Raw genomic sequence first — 16,491 nt, 5'->3', positions numbered from 1 at the left:
GTGTTATCGCCGAGGTGACCTGCGACTTCGCACGTCAGATGAATGCCGCTGGCCTTGTCGTCGATTGTAATGGCCTGATTGATCGGCGGCAGGTTCTCGGTGAAAAATTCGATGTCCACAACCGGCCCGATGACCTGCGCGACCTTACCTTTTTGATGTCCGTCTGTGCTCATGGTGCTTTTGTCTCCTGCGAAAACTATTCTTTCTTGGCCAACGCGTCGGCGCCCGCGACGACTTCCAACAGGGCCGTGGTGATGGAGCCCTGACGGGCGCCATTGTACTCGCGGGTCAGGCTGGTAATCATGTCGGAGGCGCTGTCCGTGGCCGCTTTCATGGCCACCATGCGCGCCGCCTGTTCGCTGGCGAGCGACTCGACGAGCGCACGATAAGCCAGGACTTCGATGTACTGCGGCAATAATATGTCCAGCAGTTCCTCGGCGTCCGGCTCGAATTGATAGGCGGTCTTTGTCGTCTTCTCAGCGCCATCGGTCTGACCGAGTGGCAACAACTGGATGACGGTCGGTTCCGATCGCAGCACGCTGACAAATTTCGCGTAGCCCAGGTAGACTTTGTCGTATTTGGCCGCGCCGTAATCGGCAATGATCCGCTTGCTGATGTTACCGACTTCCTCGAGGCGGACATCGCGCGAAGGCTGCGGGAAGTGTTGCGAGATCTTGTACCCAAGATGCTGGAAATGGTCGCGTCCCTTGCGTCCCACAGTGATGATTTCCACCGGCACCGCCTGCTCGTTCAAGAACCGCTGAGCCTCACGGAAGATACCCGCATTGAATGGCCCGCACAAACCGCGATCGGACGTGATCAATACGAGGGCCACATTCTTTACTTCGCGCTCGGCCATCAATGGATGCCGGCCCGAGCCGCCGCTGGAGGCCACGACGTCCTGCAAAATCTCGGAGAGCCGTTCTGCATAGGGCCGCGCCGACACCGCCTTGCTTTGTGCGCGCCGCAGACGGGCCGCGGCGATCATGTTCATCGCGCGCGTGACCTGGCGGATGTTCTTGACGCCCTTGATGCGGCGTCGAATGTCGCGAAGCGAGGCCATGGCAGCTTACTTGGCGGAGAACAAGCCCTTGAATTCCTCAGCGGCCTTCTTCAAGCCCGCAACGATTTCCTCGGTGAGTTCCTTGCGGTCGCGCAGCCCCGTGACCACCGTGGTGTACTTGCTCTTGAGGAACTGGAGAAACTCGGTCTCATATTGGCGGATGGCCGAGACGGGGACCCCATCCAGATAACCATTCGTGGCGGCCCAGATCACCGCGACCTGGTCTTCGCTGCTCATCGGTTGATACTGCGGCTGTTTGAGGAGTTCCACCATGCGCTGACCGCGGTCGAGTTGCGCCTTGGTCGCCTTGTCGAGATCGCTCGACAACTGCGCAAAAGCCGCCAATTCGCGGTATTGCGCCAAACTCAGGCGCAAGGTGCCGGCGATCTTCCGCATCGCCTTTGTTTGCGCGCTACCGCCGACACGGCTGACCGAGAGGCCGACCGATACCGCGGGGCGAATGCCCGAATAGAAAAGGTCGGACTCAAGGTAGATTTGCCCGTCAGTGATGGAAATGACGTTTGTGGGAATGTAAGCCGAGTAGTCACCTTCCTGCGTCTCAATGATCGGCAACGCCGTGAGGGAGCCGCCACCTTTCGGATACACCGGATTGAGTTTGGGCGCGTCGATATTGAGTTTCGCAGCGCGCTCCAGCAACCGGCTGTGCAGGTTGAAGATGTCGCCGGGGAACGCTTCACGGCCCGGTGGACGGCGCAGCAGCAGGGAAACCTGGCGATACGCGACGGCGTGCTTGGAAAGATCATCGTAAATGATCAGGGCGTGGCGACCGAGGTCGCGGAAATACTCGCCCATCGCGCAGCCCGAGTACGGCGCGACGAACTGCATCGGCGCGGCATCGCTGGCGGTGGCGCTGACGATGATGGTGTAATCCAGCGCGCCATATTTCTCCAGCGTTTCCACGACACTGACAACGGTGGACTTCTTCTGGCCGATCGCGACGTAGATGCAAACGACGTCGCCGCCCTTTTGGTTGATGATCGTGTCGAGGCAAACGGCGGTCTTGCCTGTCTGGCGGTCGCCGATGATCAGTTCGCGCTGGCCGCGACCAATCGGGATCATTGAGTCGATCGCCTTCAGGCCGGTTTGCAGGGATTGCTTCACAGGCTCGCGTTCGATGACGCTGGGCGCGCGCGATTCAATAGGGCGAAGGCTCTTGGTATTGATGGGGCCCTTGCCGTCGATGGGCTGTCCGATGGCGTTGACGACACGACCAAGCAATTCGTCACCCACGGGCACGGACAACGGGCGGCCGGTGCGCTTGACGAGATCGCCCTCGGAAATCTGGGTGAAGTCGCCGAGAATCATCACGCCGACCTGCTCCTTTTCGAGGTTCAGCGCCATGCCGAAGATGTTATTGGGGAATTCCAACATTTCCTCGGCCATGCAATTCGGCAGGCCCTTGATGCGGGCGATACCGTCGCCGCAATCGATGACCTCGCCGACTTCCTGGACGCTGACTTCGGTTTTGTATTCCGAAATACTGCGGCGCAAGACGTCGGAAATCTGTTTGGAATCGAGTGAAAGTGTGTCGGGCATGGTCTACCTCGTTACTGCGCTAAGCGTTCTTTAATTTGGTCGAGTTTGCGGCGCAGGCTGCCGTCAATGATCTGTTCGCCAACCTTGATAATGGCGCCGCCGAGGATCGCCGGGTCAACCCGCTGGAAAAGTTGCACGCTCTTGCCGGTGATGCGGGACAGCTCGGTTGCGAGCCGCTTGAGCGTGGCGTCATCCAATGTGATCGCCGTGGTGATCTCACCGCTGACGTTCTGGCGCGCGTCATCGGCGCTGCTGTCAAATTCTTCAATGATGTGCAAGACGCGACCGCCGCGATCCTGATCGCTGAGGGTGATGAGGGTGTTGAGCACGAGCGGATGGACGCGGCCCTGGAAGAGCGCGGCGAGCGCCTGGCGTTTGCCTTCGTGTTTGACATTCGGGTCTTTGAGGAATTCCAGCAGGTCGGGATTCTTCTTGAGCAACTCCCGAAGACGGAACAATTCTTCCTCGACGCGAGTGACGACACCTTCGGCCTGCGCCATTTCGAAGAGGGCGCGGGCGTAACCAGTGTTGATGGGGTCGTGCGGCATGGGGTCAGTCGGTTGCTCAGGAACGTTGCACTTTACCGAGGTCCTTGATCAGGTTGTCAATGAGCTGGCGATGGGTCGCTTCGTTGACTTCCTTTTCGAGGACCTTCGAGGCGATCTGGACGGAGAGGCTGGCGACCGTGTCCTTCAACTCCTGGACGCCTTTTTCCTTCTGTCGGACAATTTCCTCCTGGGCGCGCTGCGCGACCGCGGAGGCTTCGGCATTGGCTTTCTCGACGACTTCCTTGCGAACGCGTTCGCCGAGTTGGCGGGCCTCTTCAATTACCTTGCCGGCCTCGTTGCGGGCGTCGGCGATCTGCTTCTGGTAATCCTCCATCAGTTTCTTCGCGTCGGCGCGCTGTTTCTCGGCTTCCTCGATGGACTTCTTGATGGTCTCACCGCGGCGGTCGAGCGCCTGTGCTATGGGTTTGAACGCAAACTTCGCCAAGAGGACGAGCAGGACAACGAAGGTGACCAGTGTCCAGATTTGCAGGCCCCAGTCGGTCGGTGGGATCTGGCTGCCTTCGCCGGGGGGCAGCGCGGTGGCCGCTTCCTCCGCCCAGGCCACGGCGCCGGTGAGGGCGACGAAAGGCAGCGTGGCGAGGAGCGTACGGATGATGCGATGAAGTGTCTTCATGGGACGGTCTACTTCGCGGCGAGCAAGATGAAGGTGATGAGCAGGGCGTACAACGCCTGCGCTTCGACGAGGGCAAAGCCGGTGAACATCAAGCGTTGCACCAGCGGCAGCGCCTCGGGTTGGCGCGCGGCCGACTCGATGCTTTTGCCGAAGATGACGCCGATGCCGACGCCGGAGCCGAGGGTGCCCAGGCCGACCGCCAGACCAGCGCCCAGCTTGGCCAGCGCGGCGGTGCTGATGAGTTGCGCTGCTTGCGTGACTGTATTCGTGTCCATTACGTATTCTCCAGGTATTTGATTCTGCTAGTGTGATTCTTCGAGTGCTTCGCCCAGGTATAATGCGGTCAACAAGGCGAAAATGAAGGCCTGTATGAAGGCCACAAAGATTTCAAAGCCATCCATGACGATGACGCCCACCAACGGTACCGGGGCGAGGATTTTCATGAGGATCCCGTGCTGCAAAAGATACGTAACGCCGATGAGTTCACCCGTGAGCAAGACGAGAATGATCTGGTGGCCAGCGGTCATGTTGGCGAAAAGACGAATGGCGAGGGAAAAGGGTCTCGCAAAAATGCCAATCAACTCGATGAAGGGCATAAGTGTGTAACGCAGCCAAGCTGGTGCGCTATGCGGGAATAGCAACTTCAAGTAATACATGGGACCGTGTCGTTTGACAGCCACAACCTGGACGACAAGGAATACGATGATCGCCAGGACAGCGGTGACATTGAGGTTGCTCGTGCCCGCATGAAAGTAACCGGGAACAGGAATCAGGCCAATGAGATTGCTGAACAAGATGAAGAAAAAAACGGTGGCCACGAACGGGAACCACGCCGCGCCGTGATGTCCCATGAACGCGTCGGAGACATTCTCGCGAACGAACTCGAGCATCGACTCCACGAGATTCGCGAAGCGTCCCGTGCCATCCTCTTTCATGGCGCGCGCCGCGCCGACCAGGAAAACAAAGGTGAACAGGCCGCCCAGCCACAGGATCACGACGAAATTCGTGATGCTCAAATTGAGCCCGAACAGCTCGATTACTTTATGTACGATTACATGGTGCTCGCCCATCGCTAAATCCTACCTCTTGGGAAAAATCAACTGTTTCAACTGCACTAAGAGCGGCGCAGTATAGGTAACGGCCAAAGCGCCCGTCAACCAGTATTTGTCCGCTTCGGTGTACTCGAATGCCAGCCACCAAGCCACGACCACAAACAGGAGTCGCCCCACCGCACCGGGAATCAACACGGACACCCCTTTTGGCTGCACGACCTGGCTCTTCAGCCGTAATTCGTGAACCTGCAGGGCGGCGCTCACACCGCCGATCAGCACGCCGAAGACAACTCCTAAAATTACCGGGCGATCCAAGTTCACTTCGGCTTCGCTCCACCGTCACGAAAGGCGCGGTACACGACCTGAAAACCAGCTGCTGAACCCAACAGAAAGAACACAATCAGAAACATCGGTGACTTACCGGTTTTTTTGTCGATCCAGTACCCGATGGCCGCGATAACCACCGTGGTCAAAACCATCTGGGTACCCAAGGCCATATACCGGCCCATGCCTTGAAAGTCTTTGCCCAAATTCATCGGGATTCGCTTGCGACAACGTCAGTTCGGGCAACCAAAAGTGTGTGAAAACTATCACAAAGTCGAATCGAGGCAAGCAATTTTTTCGGGATTTGCCGTGTATGGCTGGCCGTGTTATGAACAGCCAGCAATGCGCCGGGCTATCATTGATATCGGGACGAACACGGTTAAGATCCTTGTTGCGGATGTACAACAAGGGCAAGTGGTTGTGGTGATGCACAAAGACCGTGTGGCGCGCCTGGGTCAAGGAGTTCATGAACGCGCGCGGCTTTCGACCGAAGCGATTGATCGGACGCTTCAAGCCATCAACGAGTTCCACTTGGAGGCCAAGGCAACGGGTGCCATCCATATAATAGCGCTGACCACGAGCGCGTGCCGCGATGCTGCCAATCGCGATGAGTTTTTCGATGCGGTACGCCAGAAGTGCGGGCTGGAGGTGCAGTTGGTGTCGGGAGATCGCGAGGCGGAGTTGATTTTCCGCGGCGTGTCGAGCGACCCAGAATGGACGGGCGCGCCGCTTTTGGTGATGGATGTCGGCGGCGGGAGCGCGGAGTTCATCCAGGGGCGCGATGGGGAGATGGAACTCTTCAAGAGTTTGCCGCTCGGGGCATTGCGGCTCACCGAACAATTCGGCGAGGGAAGATTGGCGGAACTCCGCGAGCATCTGCGTGCGGTTTTGCGACCCGCGCTGGCGGGTTACAAAATGGGCGAGGGTCAGATGATTGGTACTGGCGGTACGATCTCGACTTTCGCACGAATGGAGTGGGGAGCCGTTGATCACGTGAAAATTTCACGGGAGGCGCTGCTTGAATCCGTGCAGCGGTTGGACGCAATGCCACTGGCCGAACGGAAAAAGGTGGCCGGTTTGCCTGCCGATCGCGCGGACATCATCGTCACCGGTGGCGCGGTGTTCCTCGTTGCCATGGAAGCGCTGGGAGCGGTCGAATTGACGGTGAGCGTCCGCAATCTTCGGTACGGAGCGCTGCTCGAGGGCTGAGCAGCCGAAACATCGTCCTTGTCATCGACAGCGTCCCGGGACAAATTGCGTTAGCTTCGATTGATGAAAGCGGTCTCGAATGCAATTCACGGAGCCATCGCGATCCGCAGCCGCGCGGAGCGCGTCGGCATGCGGATCCTCGGCACACTGGACGTGTTGCGCGAACTGGGTGCGTTTGCTGTCATCACGTTGGGGGTCACGCTCACCAAGTTCAACGTCTCGAAGCGCGTGGTTCGTCCCCTAATCTTCGCCCAAATCTGGAATGCAGGTGTGCGCTTACTGCCGATGATCGGCTTGATTGGAGCGGCACTCGGGTTGGTGATCGTGGGGCAGACGGTCGCCCTGCTCTCACGCGTCGGGGCGCAACAATATATTGGGACGGTGATGGTGACCGTGATTGTTCGCGAACTGGGTCCGTTGGTGACGGCGCTGATCGTCCTGGCGCGCGCGGGCACCGCGAATGTTGTCGAACTCGGGACGATGCGGGCGCTCGGCGAAGTCGAGGCGCTCGAATCGCTGGGGATCGACCCGATACACTATCTGGTCATGCCGCGCGTGATTGGTTTGGCGACGGCGGTGTTCTGCCTCACGACCTACCTGGTACTCATCGCGATAGCGGGCGGCTATCTTTTTGCGTTCATCGAGGACGTGCCGCTGACCCTGACGGATTATCTTGCGCAACTCAACAACGCGCTACGCTGGGAGGATTTTGCGTTGTTTGCGTTGAAGACGACCCTGTTCGGTGTCGTTATCGCCGTGGTGAATTGCTATCACGGGCTGGCGCGTCCGCTGAATGTTGAAGACGTCTCGCAGGTGACAGCGCGCGCGGTCGTCGAGAGCGTGACGGCCTGCGTGCTGCTCGATGCCTTCTTCCTGCTGGGGTATTTGTTTTAGGATGATGCCAATGAAAGCGAAGCGACCTTTGCGCTGGTACCATGTGCGATGGCAGACAGTGGTGATCCTGGGCATCGCGTGGTATTTTCTCATTGGCCGATATTGGCACCCGGCCGGCTCCGGGCCGGCGGGCCCATCCGTGCCGCTGGACCCATTCCAACGAGCCTGGTCAACCAACCAATTTGCTCTCCTTGGCGTCGGGGACAGTATCACGGCCGGCTTCGGAACGATGGGGAAGCATGGATACTTTGATTTGTTACTCAAGAACGACGACGCAAAATGGCCGGACATGCAGGGTCGAGACCTGGAGCACGTATTTCCCAATCTCACTTCCCGCAATGTTTCCGTTTCGTATACGGTACTGGAGGAACACCTCCGATATGAGTTGCCGAGTATCCCGCCTTATCCGCGAACGGTGCACGGCATCGCGGTGATTACAGCGGGCGGGAATGACCTGATTCACAATTACGGTCGGTCAGCGCCGCGCGACGGGGCCATGTACGGCTGCAGCTATGCGCAGGCCCTCCAGTGGAAAGAAAGCTTCGCCGCGAAGCTGAAAGCCTTGATCGATGGCGTTACGGCCCGCTTTCCCGGGGGATGCGACGTGTTCCTGGGCAATTTCTACGATCCAACGGATGGTGTTGGCGATATTGAGCGCGCCAATTTGCTCTTGCCGGCGTGGCCGGACGGACTGAAAGTGCTGCCCATTTTTAACGGCCTCATTGCGGAGACATGCAACAGCTACACCAACGTTCATCTGATTGATTTTCATGCGGCCTTTCTTGGACACGGGATTCACTGCCGCGACTCCCGGAATCCGTACTATCGAAAAGAGGATCCACACTATTGGTACTTCATGAATCTGGAGGACCCGAATAGCCGTGGCTACGATGCGATTCGGCGGTTATTCCTGATTGAAATGAGCAAGGTGTACCACCATGGGTGATGCAATCCAAAACAACGTGAAGCCGGATGCTGTGGCCATCGAGTTGGCGGGCGTGCAGGTGTCCTATATGAATGCGCCGGAGATTGGATTGATAGAAGATGTCAACTGGCGTATTGGGGTTGGCGATTTCTGGGTGGTCAGTGGGCGTCCTTCGAGCGGCAAATCGTCGTTACTGCTGACGGCCGCGGGAATGAACCGGCCGATTCATGGGACGTTGCGGATTCTGGGAAAAGATGTGGCGGAAGCGCATGAAAAGGACCGGGTGGATTGGCGTTGTCGCATCGGGTATGTCTTCGAGTACAGCGGACGGTTGTTCAGTCATTTGAACGTGGCCCAGAACATCGCCTTGCCGATGCAGTACCATCCGGGGCTGGAGGAAGCCGCTATCGCGGCGAAGGTGGATGAACTGCTCACGATGACGGAGTTGCAGGATTACGCGGGCCATATGCCGAATCGCCTGAGCCTGGGCGTCCAGCAACGCGTCGGGTTGGCGCGCGCTTTGGCCCCGGTTGGAGAATCCGGGTCAGTTGAGATTTTGTTCCTGGATAATCCGCTCTCGACATTATCGCTTCGTGAATGCCGTTGGTGGCTGGATTTTTTGCGACAATTGCAGGAGAGTCATCGATCCAAGGACAAACCGCTCACCCTCGTGGCCAGCGCGGACGATTTCCGCGGCTGGTTGGACGTAGCGAGCCGTTTTGCGATTGTGGAAAGCGGACGCTTCCGTGTCGTTGGCGGACGCGACGAACTGTCGGCCAGCGCCGAACCGGTGGTGCAGGATTTTCTGGCGAAAGGGTTTTGATATGGCGATACAGGATTTGACGCCCCAGTTGCGGACGCGCTTGCAGCGCGTCGAGAAGATCGTGGGTTTTTTCGTGATCTTCGCGGCGCTCGTGCTGGTAGTGGGCTTTGCGTATTACCTCTATCACACCGCGGAACGCAAAGGCTGGTTCATCCCGAAGTGTCCGTACTTTACCTTTGTGCAAAGCGCCGAGGGGTTAAAAATCGGCGACCCCATCGTGCTTATGGGGTTTGACGTTGGCAAGATCACCGTCATCACAGCGCAATCACCCGCCGAGCATCAGGTCTACGTTGGCATAGAGGTGCGCAAGCCATATTACGGGTACATCTGGACGGACTCGGTGGTGCGCGTCACGGCAATTGGACTGCTGGGCGGTCGCGGTTTGGAAATCACGCCGGGTGTAATGGGCGCACCGACGGTCTACGAGCAGGGCGATGTCATCAGCGAGTTGTTAATCGACGGCCATAAGGTGCCATTTACCCAGGCTCCCAAAGGTGTCTATTTGACCGCCGCTGAAGAGCCGGCCCTCAGCGATCGCGCGCAGCGACTGGTCGGCACGGTCGAGCAGGCACTGCCCAATATTCTCGGCCTGACCAACCAGCTTTACACGGTGTTGACGAACACCGCGCAGCTTACAGCCAACGCAAACCAGATGGTCACCAATCTTACCGTCATCACAGCGAACCTACGCGACCCGCACGGATCATTCGGCGAATGGCTCATTCCGGGCGACCTGCATACGAGCGTGAACACGAACCTCGCCGCCATCGCCGCGAGCCTGAACGACACGATCTTGAACCTCGCCGCCATCACCAGCAACCTCAACGCCCAAGTCGAGTCGAATGACAAAATCCTCACGCGCATCTCCAGCCTCGTTGTGGACACCGACAACCTCGTGCAGGGATTGAAGAAACACTGGCTCCTGCGCGGCGTCTTCCAGAAGATGAGCAGTCAGACGAATGCGCCGCCGTCAACGACGCCGGCAGTGCGACCGGCGGAGGAAAAAAAGTGATTTGAGTTTTTGGAGCGAGCAGAACACTTCTCACGAATCTGTCCACCGGCGAATTAGCCAAAGGGCCAGCAGGAGCAGGGCGCCAATGCCAATCGCGCCAAAGCCAAGACGGATTGCGAGTTTCGCTGCTTCCTGTTTGTCTGGTGGTGCGAGCAAGCCGGCGACCACACCGGCCAACCCCATGAGAATCAGCAATGCCGCCAGAGTGACGAATATGACTTTGTACTCGGCGGGGGTTGCTGGTTTCGTCGGTAGTCGGAGCCAGAACATAGCCAGCCCAACGATCAAAAGTTGATCCGGCGCCAATGTTGTACGCTCAGGTCCTGTATCATTTCGGAGGATCCAACCTGGGCGCGGCGATGGTGTTCGTGGATGTTGTTGGCTGCACAACTTCTTGCTGAATGCCACGATAGATAAGAATTCGGGCACGCTCGGCCGGTGGGAAACGAAAGATTTGAGGCTCGTTCTTCGGGGTGTGCGGGGGATCGCGGTGAAGTTTGTCGTATGGTCCGTACGGCCACTCTTTCGGCTTATCCGGAGCGGCGCCATCAGCAAACACACCGGCAACCGAAAGCGAAGCGAACAACATTGCTACCAAGAGCAATTTCACGACGCACGGAGTGTACTGGGACCGGGTTAAAAACTCAAGGGCAGGTGTCGCTTAGATTATTCAGGTTTTCGTGATCGACGGTGAAGGTGATGGATTTTTGTCCTTCGCTGCGGGTGATCTTGAAGACGAAGATCGTGTCGTAATCTTTGTGGGGCCATGACGGAACCAGCGATGGGTCGCCGCCATAGGTTTTGATGATATTTCTTGCGAACTCGCTGAGGACGACGTGTTCCCACACGACGAAGATGGTCGCGCTATGATAAGGCGGTTTCCCCAGTTGGTGTTCGAGGCGGTCGATTTCGCTAAAGCCGAATTCTGTATCGACCGGCAAGCCGCAGCGAATGGCGGTAGGCTCGATGGTGGCGAGGGGGCGCACATAAAAATATCCGACACTATTTTCCTTTTGATCGACTTTGTCGGAGGGATTGGGAGCGAAAATGAATTGGGGGGAACCGTATTTTCCGAGCAACACGGCAGGCAGGGCGAGGGCGCGATTGAGGCCGCGGCAGTTCAATTGCCCAAGCGCTGCGGCAGGTTTTTCACCATGCCGGATGCAGACGATGATTTCCGTTTGCGTGGAGGCGGCGGAAGAAACCGTTGAGTTGGTTTGTCCGTTAACGCGGACGCAAACCGTGGATCCAATAAGAAGCGTGGTGAGAAATCTTTTCATGATTTTGCGTGCGCATTTAAGGGCAACCACGCAGGAGTCGCAAGCCGGAAAAGGAGAGGCTAAAAAAAGCACCTTTCTTCTAGACATCGAATTCCGATAGTAGTAGGGTGCGGCATGCTCATTGACAGGGAAATCCATGGCGGCGAGAGCAACAATATGGCGCAATTGTTCGCTTCGAAGAGGCCGAGGAGGGGGCAAGAGAGGGCCCATATACGTTTCTGCGAAACGAACCCATTTCGGTTTGTCACTTTTTGCCTTGTATCACGCGTATTGGCAGAATGTTACGACGTTTGCAGTCGGCTTTGCAAATGGGTTCGTTCTGGAAAAACGAACCCATTTCGGAGGCCTTTTTGAGGGGAAATCACCAAGAAGTTTCCATCATATCATATTTGTACCCGCATACACCGGGGCGACCTAATAGGTTCGGAATGACATTTCAAGCTGACTGACTGTAAAGTGCGACCCGCATCATGATGAAATCCAAAGTGTGGCTTCCGTATGTCGTACCGATGGGGATTTACATGGCGTTCCTGCTGGTGCAGACGAACGCGAATTTGTTGTGGCTGTATCCAGCGAAGGTCGTCGCGGTAGCGGCGGCGCTGATTTACTTTCGCAAGGACTACGAGGAATTGCGATCGGGGTTCTCCCTGCTGGCGGTGGTCGTCGGGCTCGTGGCGATTGCGATCTGGATTGGGATCGATCCGTTTTATCCGAAGTACGGCAGCGGGGCGGCGTTCGATCCGACGACGATCTCATCGCTGGCGCAGCGGAACATGTTCCTCGCGTTTCGCGTTGTCGGCGCAGTGATCGTGGTGCCGGTGATGGAAGAATTGTTCTGGCGCGCGTTCCTGATTCGCTGGCTGGTGAACGAGGACTTCAAGAGCGTGCCGGTCGGCACGTTCACCGGACTATCGTTCGCGGTGACCGTGGCGATGTTCGGCGCGGAGCATTACCAGTGGCTGGCCGGGTTGATTTGCGGGGCGCTGTACAATTGGCTGTACTACAAACGCAAGGATGTGTTCGCGTGTGTCATTGCCCACGCGGTGAGCAACGCAGTGCTGGCAGCCTGGGTCCTTGCTCGCGGCGATTGGAAATTCTGGTGAGCGGAAGATGAAAAAGGACCGCAGCGTTGACGGGGCAGCGCAGTCGACCCAGGGCCTGCCGAATCGCCTGCTTGTTTACCTGCTTTTTGCGGCGGCCGTGATTTCGCTCTGGGTCTTTCGGCCCGTGCTCGCCAATGGCTTTGTCAATTGGGACGACCAGATCTACCTCACGGAGTTGGCGCGGATGGGGAAGTTTTCGTGGGCGTCGCTACGCTGGATGTGGACGTCGCTGCAACCGTTCTATCTCCAGCCGATCGTGTGGATGACACATTTGGCGGATTACCAACTTTGGGGCATGACAGCCACGGGGCATCACGCGACGAACTGGCTGTTGCACGGTATCTACGTCGCGCTGGTGGGGACGTTGGTTTGGCTACTGACCGGGGCAGCGAGAAATGTTCGTATGCCGGAACGGCTGGCGATGAGCGCGGGAATCGCGCTGGTCTGTGGGATTCATCCGTTGCAGGTGGAATCGGTAGCGTGGGTGGCTGCACGCAACGGCTTGTTGTGTTCAGTGTGGATGGTGGCGGCCTTGTGCGCGTATGTGCGCGCCGTCGGAAGCGGCGGTAAATCAAAATGTGGGTGGTGGTGGACGACTGTCGCCTTACAGGTGGTCGCGCTCCTGACGAAACCGGTCGCAGTAAGTCTGCCGTTCGTGATGCTCGCATTAGATTTTTTCCCGTTGCGCCGGCAGGTGGAACGATGCTGGTGGCGGTTGCTCCGGGAAAAGTGGTTGATGATCGCGCTGAGCGCCGCTGCAGCGGTGGGAGCGGTCGCGGCGCAGGAGCATTTGGAAGGGCTGGTCGAGTACACGTGTTGGGCGCGGGTGCTGGTGGCGGCGCGGGGCGTAGTGTTTTATTTATGGAAACTGATTTGGCCGGCGTGGCTTTCGCCATTTTATCCATTGGACAGCCGCATCAGCCTGCACAGCGAGGAATTCCTGGTGCCGTTGGTGTTTTGCGCGGTTGTCACGGCCGTAGCGGTGTGGCAACGCGGTCGTGTCCCGGTGCTGGCAGCGGCATGGTGGAGTTACCTGACACTGCTCTTGCCGGCATCCGGACTGTTGCAGGTGGGACGCCAGGCGGCGGCTGATCGTTACGCGTATCTGGCGATGGTGCCGGCGTTGATTGCGATTGGCAGCGGACTCATCTGGCTGTGGCGGCGAGGTTCAATGGTGTTTAAGACGATGCTGTGCCTGGTGTTGGGGCTGTGGTTTATCTTTCTCGGGTTGTCGACACGCAAGCAGATCCGCGTGTGGCGGAATGACCTGTCGTTGTGGGGAGAGGTGCTGGCGGATTTTCCCAATGATCCGCTGGCGAATTACAATGCCGCGATAGCCCTGCTGAAAACGGGGCACCTGGCGGAAGCTCGCGTGGCCGCCGAGCGCGCCGTGAACCAGTCCGATCCCCGCACGCCGCAACTGCCGATGGCGCGCGCGACGCTGGGCGCGATTTATCTGAAGACCCACGCGTACGACCTGGCTGTCGAACAACTCCGGCAGGCCATCGCCGCGGACGGGACGTTGTGGGCGGCGCGATACAACCTGGCGTGTTCGTACGCGAGACTGGGTCGCCTGGCCGAAGCGTATGACGAATTGCAGGCGGTGATCGTGGCGGAACCAGGGTATGCAACGTTGGCCGCGCGCGACAGCGAACTGGCTCCGCTGCGTGGCGACCCTGTATACGCGGATAGGCTCATCGCGTTGATCGGCGGCAAAGGGAGATGACGTTGGCGTGGGGGCGAGCTATAGTGGGCCATGGGAATACCGGCCCGGTTGATTGATTTTTTAGATGAGAGCAAAGTCCGTTACGAGATTTTGCATCACCCTGAGGCATTCACATCGCACGAATTGGCGGCAATCGAACACGTGAAGGGAAAAGACCGCGCCAAGGTGGTGATGGTCCGGACGGATGCGGAAATCGTCATGGCGGTGCTGCCGACGGACCGTCGTATCGACCTGGAAAAACTCGGTGCAATTACGGGTCGACCGACGACGAAGGCAGCGGAGGCGGAGTTCAAGCCGCTGTTTCCCGATTGCGCCATTGGCACGATGCCACCCTTTGGCCATTTATATGGCGTCGCGACTTATTTGGATCGGAGTTTCGCCGAAGCCGACAAGGTGGTGTTTGAGGCGGGTACGCACAGCGATGCGATCAAAATGAAATACGCGGATTACGAACTGCTCGCGAAGCCGATCGTCGCGGGCTTCGCGGTGAAGTTGAACGCCGGCTAAATCACGGCTGGCCGCTCGCAGCGCGGAGTCTTTGCGCTTGGGCAAGCTCGCGCTGGGCCTCCTCATGCAGTCCCTGCCTGTCCAAAACTTCAGCCAGTTCGCTATGCACCTCGGGGGCGTCCGGCTGGAGGCGGGCCGCCTCACGGAAATGCTCGATGGCGTGGACCAGGTCCCCGCGGCCAGCGAGGATCACGGCGAGGTTATTGTGGGCCTTGAACGCATTTGGGTCCGTGCGCAACGCGTCCGTGTAGGCGGCGACGGCATCATCCGTGCGTCCCAACTTCAGGAACAGATTGCCGAGATTGATCTGGCTGCGCGCGTTGTGGGGATCAAACCGCGCCGCCGCGACGTAGTGTGAGATGGCCTCGGTCTCACTGCCGTTCTCGGCCAGTAGATTGGCGAGGTTGTAGTGGGCGGTCGCGTTCCTCGGGTCGAGCCGCAGCACTTCGGTGAACTGCGCGATGGCCCCTTCGCGCTGGCCCATGCGGGTGAGCAATTGGGCCAGGTTGAAGCGCGCGACCTGCTCGTCCGGATTGATATCGAGTGCGGCCGCATAATGCTCCAATGCAGCCCGCTGATTGCCCTGACCCACAAAAATATCAGCCAGAGCCACATGAGCGGGGGCGTAATTGGGGGTATGTTGAAGCGTCTCCTGCAATTCAGCGATGCCCCGATTTGTCGCGCCAATCATCGCCAGCGCACTCCCCAGATTGCACCGCGCAATCGGCTCGTTCGGATCGATGTGCAAGGCGTCGATAAAATGGGGAATCGACTCCTTCGCCCGGCCGTCGGTCAACAAGGCCTGGCCAAGGTTGGTATGACCGCGCAAGCTGTCCGGGCGCTTGGCGACCACATCAGCCCAGATGGATTCCGCGCTTTGATACTGGCCGTTTCTTTGAACTGTGGCGATTCCAAGCGCGAGCGCCAATGCTGTCATCGCGCCGGCTTGTAGCCACGGGAAGACGCGGACGGGCCAACCGAATCGGGTCCAGAGGTTACGGCAAAGTTGATCTCCTCCTCCCAGTGCGACGGCCATGACCGCCATCAGGGGCAGGTACATTCTCCGCTCGGTGGCGGGCTCCGTCGGCAAAGGCAAGAAACTGGACGTCGGCGCCAGCAGGAGGAAGAACCACGCGCCCCAAAATCCCCACCACCAACGGCGGCGGATTGCCCACACGGTACCGGCGAACAGTGCCGCCAATAGTCCCGCAGCGGGTAGGCCACTTGCCAGGGTCGTTTCCCGGGGCCAGTCCGAATAATCCAGCACCAACCCCTGCGGCCACACCGACAGCCGCAAGTAATGCGCCACCACGGTCCATTGCATCTTGAAATAGTTCCAGGGCGACAAGACGTCCACCGTGAGACCGGATTTTGCCTTCAAGTTGGTCGTCAGCAGCAGCGACGCGAGCACGAGCCAACTCGCGGCCAGGCCTGCGTACAGTTCCCGACGCTCACGCAAGGCGGCGCGCCACGAGCGAGCCACAAAAATGGAATCGTAGGCGAGGACGAGCAGCGGGGTCATCACCATAACCTCCTTCGTGCCCATCCCAAGCGTACAGGCCATGATCGCCGCACCGAACCAGACCATCTTGCGTGGGGACTCGGTCCCGCGAATGAAACAGTACAGGGTCAACAAAAGAAACAGCGCCATCAACAGTTCGGTCCGCTGCAGCACATACGTCACGCTCTCAGTGACCAACGGATGCAGCATCCACAGAACCGCCACGGCATACGCGACCCACAACCTCTGGTTCGGTCCACCCCCAGCGGATGTTGTGTTGTCCCCCAATGCCCGGCGCGCGACCCCGAACACCAACAGCGCGTTGAGGAAATG

Annotated in this window: 20 protein-coding genes; 8 read left to right on the top strand and 12 right to left on the bottom strand. The window is 58.6% G+C overall.

From position 1 onward, the window contains the following. The 9 genes from VNL17_15890 to VNL17_15850 form a co-directional block, all read right to left on the bottom strand. On the bottom strand, nucleotides 1-173 hold a 173-nt coding region (locus VNL17_15890), incomplete at its 3' end, for a F0F1 ATP synthase subunit beta (protein HXI85563.1). A 23-nt stretch (nucleotides 174-196) separates the two neighbouring features. Continuing rightward, nucleotides 197-1,063, bottom strand: a complete 867-nt coding sequence (gene atpG / locus VNL17_15885; protein HXI85562.1) for an ATP synthase F1 subunit gamma — start codon at nucleotides 1,061-1,063, stop codon at nucleotides 197-199. Nucleotides 1,064-1,069: 6 nt separating this feature from the next. After that, the gene (gene atpA / locus VNL17_15880; GenBank protein HXI85561.1) at nucleotides 1,070-2,620 is read right to left on the bottom strand and encodes a F0F1 ATP synthase subunit alpha; all 1,551 of its coding nucleotides are present in this window, start codon (nucleotides 2,618-2,620) and stop codon (nucleotides 1,070-1,072) included. Nucleotides 2,621-2,631: 11 nt separating this feature from the next. After that, nucleotides 2,632-3,168, bottom strand: a complete 537-nt coding sequence (atpH, locus tag VNL17_15875; protein ID HXI85560.1) for an ATP synthase F1 subunit delta — start codon at nucleotides 3,166-3,168, stop codon at nucleotides 2,632-2,634. Between the two features lie 16 nt (nucleotides 3,169-3,184). Continuing rightward, the gene (gene atpF / locus VNL17_15870; GenBank protein ID HXI85559.1) at nucleotides 3,185-3,802 is read right to left on the bottom strand and encodes a F0F1 ATP synthase subunit B; all 618 of its coding nucleotides are present in this window, start codon (nucleotides 3,800-3,802) and stop codon (nucleotides 3,185-3,187) included. A gap of 8 nt (nucleotides 3,803-3,810) precedes the next feature. Continuing rightward, complete coding sequence (gene atpE, locus VNL17_15865; protein ID HXI85558.1) at nucleotides 3,811-4,077, bottom strand: ATP synthase F0 subunit C; 267 nt, start codon at nucleotides 4,075-4,077, stop codon at nucleotides 3,811-3,813. 27 nt (nucleotides 4,078-4,104) lie between these two features. After that, nucleotides 4,105-4,872, bottom strand: coding sequence for a F0F1 ATP synthase subunit A (atpB, locus tag VNL17_15860; protein HXI85557.1), 768 nt, complete (start codon nucleotides 4,870-4,872; stop codon nucleotides 4,105-4,107). Between the two features lie 9 nt (nucleotides 4,873-4,881). Then, complete coding sequence (locus VNL17_15855; protein ID HXI85556.1) at nucleotides 4,882-5,175, bottom strand: hypothetical protein; 294 nt, start codon at nucleotides 5,173-5,175, stop codon at nucleotides 4,882-4,884. Next, nucleotides 5,172-5,390 (bottom strand): AtpZ/AtpI family protein, encoded by a 219-nt coding sequence (locus VNL17_15850; GenBank protein ID HXI85555.1) that lies wholly within the window; start codon nucleotides 5,388-5,390, stop codon nucleotides 5,172-5,174. Before VNL17_15850 ends, VNL17_15855 begins: the two co-directional genes overlap by 4 nt. A gap of 130 nt (nucleotides 5,391-5,520) precedes the next feature. Here VNL17_15850 and VNL17_15845 point away from each other — a divergent pair, with 130 nt between their 5' ends. From VNL17_15845 to VNL17_15825, 5 genes are all read left to right on the top strand, one after another. Beyond that, nucleotides 5,521-6,387 (top strand): hypothetical protein, encoded by an 867-nt coding sequence (locus VNL17_15845; protein ID HXI85554.1) that lies wholly within the window; start codon nucleotides 5,521-5,523, stop codon nucleotides 6,385-6,387. A 63-nt stretch (nucleotides 6,388-6,450) separates the two neighbouring features. Further along, the gene (locus tag VNL17_15840) at nucleotides 6,451-7,281 is read left to right on the top strand and encodes an ABC transporter permease (protein ID HXI85553.1); all 831 of its coding nucleotides are present in this window, start codon (nucleotides 6,451-6,453) and stop codon (nucleotides 7,279-7,281) included. A 10-nt stretch (nucleotides 7,282-7,291) separates the two neighbouring features. Then, a complete protein-coding gene (locus VNL17_15835; protein HXI85552.1) occupies nucleotides 7,292-8,227 on the top strand; it encodes an SGNH/GDSL hydrolase family protein in 936 nt (311 codons plus the stop codon). Beyond that, entirely contained in the window at nucleotides 8,220-9,029 is an 810-nt protein-coding gene (locus tag VNL17_15830; GenBank protein HXI85551.1) for an ATP-binding cassette domain-containing protein, read from the top strand. The genes VNL17_15835 and VNL17_15830 overlap by 8 nt, the downstream gene beginning before the upstream one ends. 1 nt (nucleotide 9,030) lies before the next feature. Further along, a complete protein-coding gene (locus VNL17_15825; GenBank protein HXI85550.1) occupies nucleotides 9,031-10,041 on the top strand; it encodes an MlaD family protein in 1,011 nt (336 codons plus the stop codon). A gap of 30 nt (nucleotides 10,042-10,071) precedes the next feature. Here VNL17_15825 and VNL17_15820 read toward each other — a convergent pair whose 3' ends face one another. Next, nucleotides 10,072-10,311: a hypothetical protein gene (locus tag VNL17_15820; protein ID HXI85549.1), complete on the bottom strand. Its 240-nt coding sequence runs from the start codon at nucleotides 10,309-10,311 to the stop codon at nucleotides 10,072-10,074. A gap of 374 nt (nucleotides 10,312-10,685) precedes the next feature. After that, entirely contained in the window at nucleotides 10,686-11,459 is a 774-nt protein-coding gene (locus VNL17_15815) for a hypothetical protein (protein ID HXI85548.1), read from the bottom strand. Between the two features lie 332 nt (nucleotides 11,460-11,791). On the opposite strand from VNL17_15815, the gene VNL17_15810 reads away from it, so the two are divergent. Genes VNL17_15810 through VNL17_15800 form a run of 3 tightly spaced genes read left to right on the top strand, consistent with a single transcriptional unit; the run spans nucleotide 11,792 to nucleotide 14,657 of the window. Next, nucleotides 11,792-12,424, top strand: coding sequence for a CAAX prenyl protease-related protein (locus tag VNL17_15810; protein ID HXI85547.1), 633 nt, complete (start codon nucleotides 11,792-11,794; stop codon nucleotides 12,422-12,424). Nucleotides 12,425-12,431: 7 nt separating this feature from the next. Further along, nucleotides 12,432-14,150, top strand: a complete 1,719-nt coding sequence (locus VNL17_15805; GenBank protein ID HXI85546.1) for a hypothetical protein — start codon at nucleotides 12,432-12,434, stop codon at nucleotides 14,148-14,150. Nucleotides 14,151-14,180: 30 nt separating this feature from the next. After that, entirely contained in the window at nucleotides 14,181-14,657 is a 477-nt protein-coding gene (locus VNL17_15800) for a YbaK/EbsC family protein (protein ID HXI85545.1), read from the top strand. A 1-nt stretch (nucleotide 14,658) separates the two neighbouring features. Here the strand turns inward: VNL17_15800 and VNL17_15795 are convergent. Further along, the coding region (locus VNL17_15795; GenBank protein HXI85544.1) for a tetratricopeptide repeat protein at nucleotides 14,659-16,491 on the bottom strand (1,833 nt) is incomplete at its 5' end.

The organism is Verrucomicrobiia bacterium (assembly GCA_035577545.1).
Lineage (GTDB): Bacteria > Verrucomicrobiota > Verrucomicrobiia > Palsa-1439 > Palsa-1439 > Palsa-1439.
Note: the sequence above shows the minus strand (reverse complement) of the source record. Positions and strands in the feature narration are given on the sequence as shown.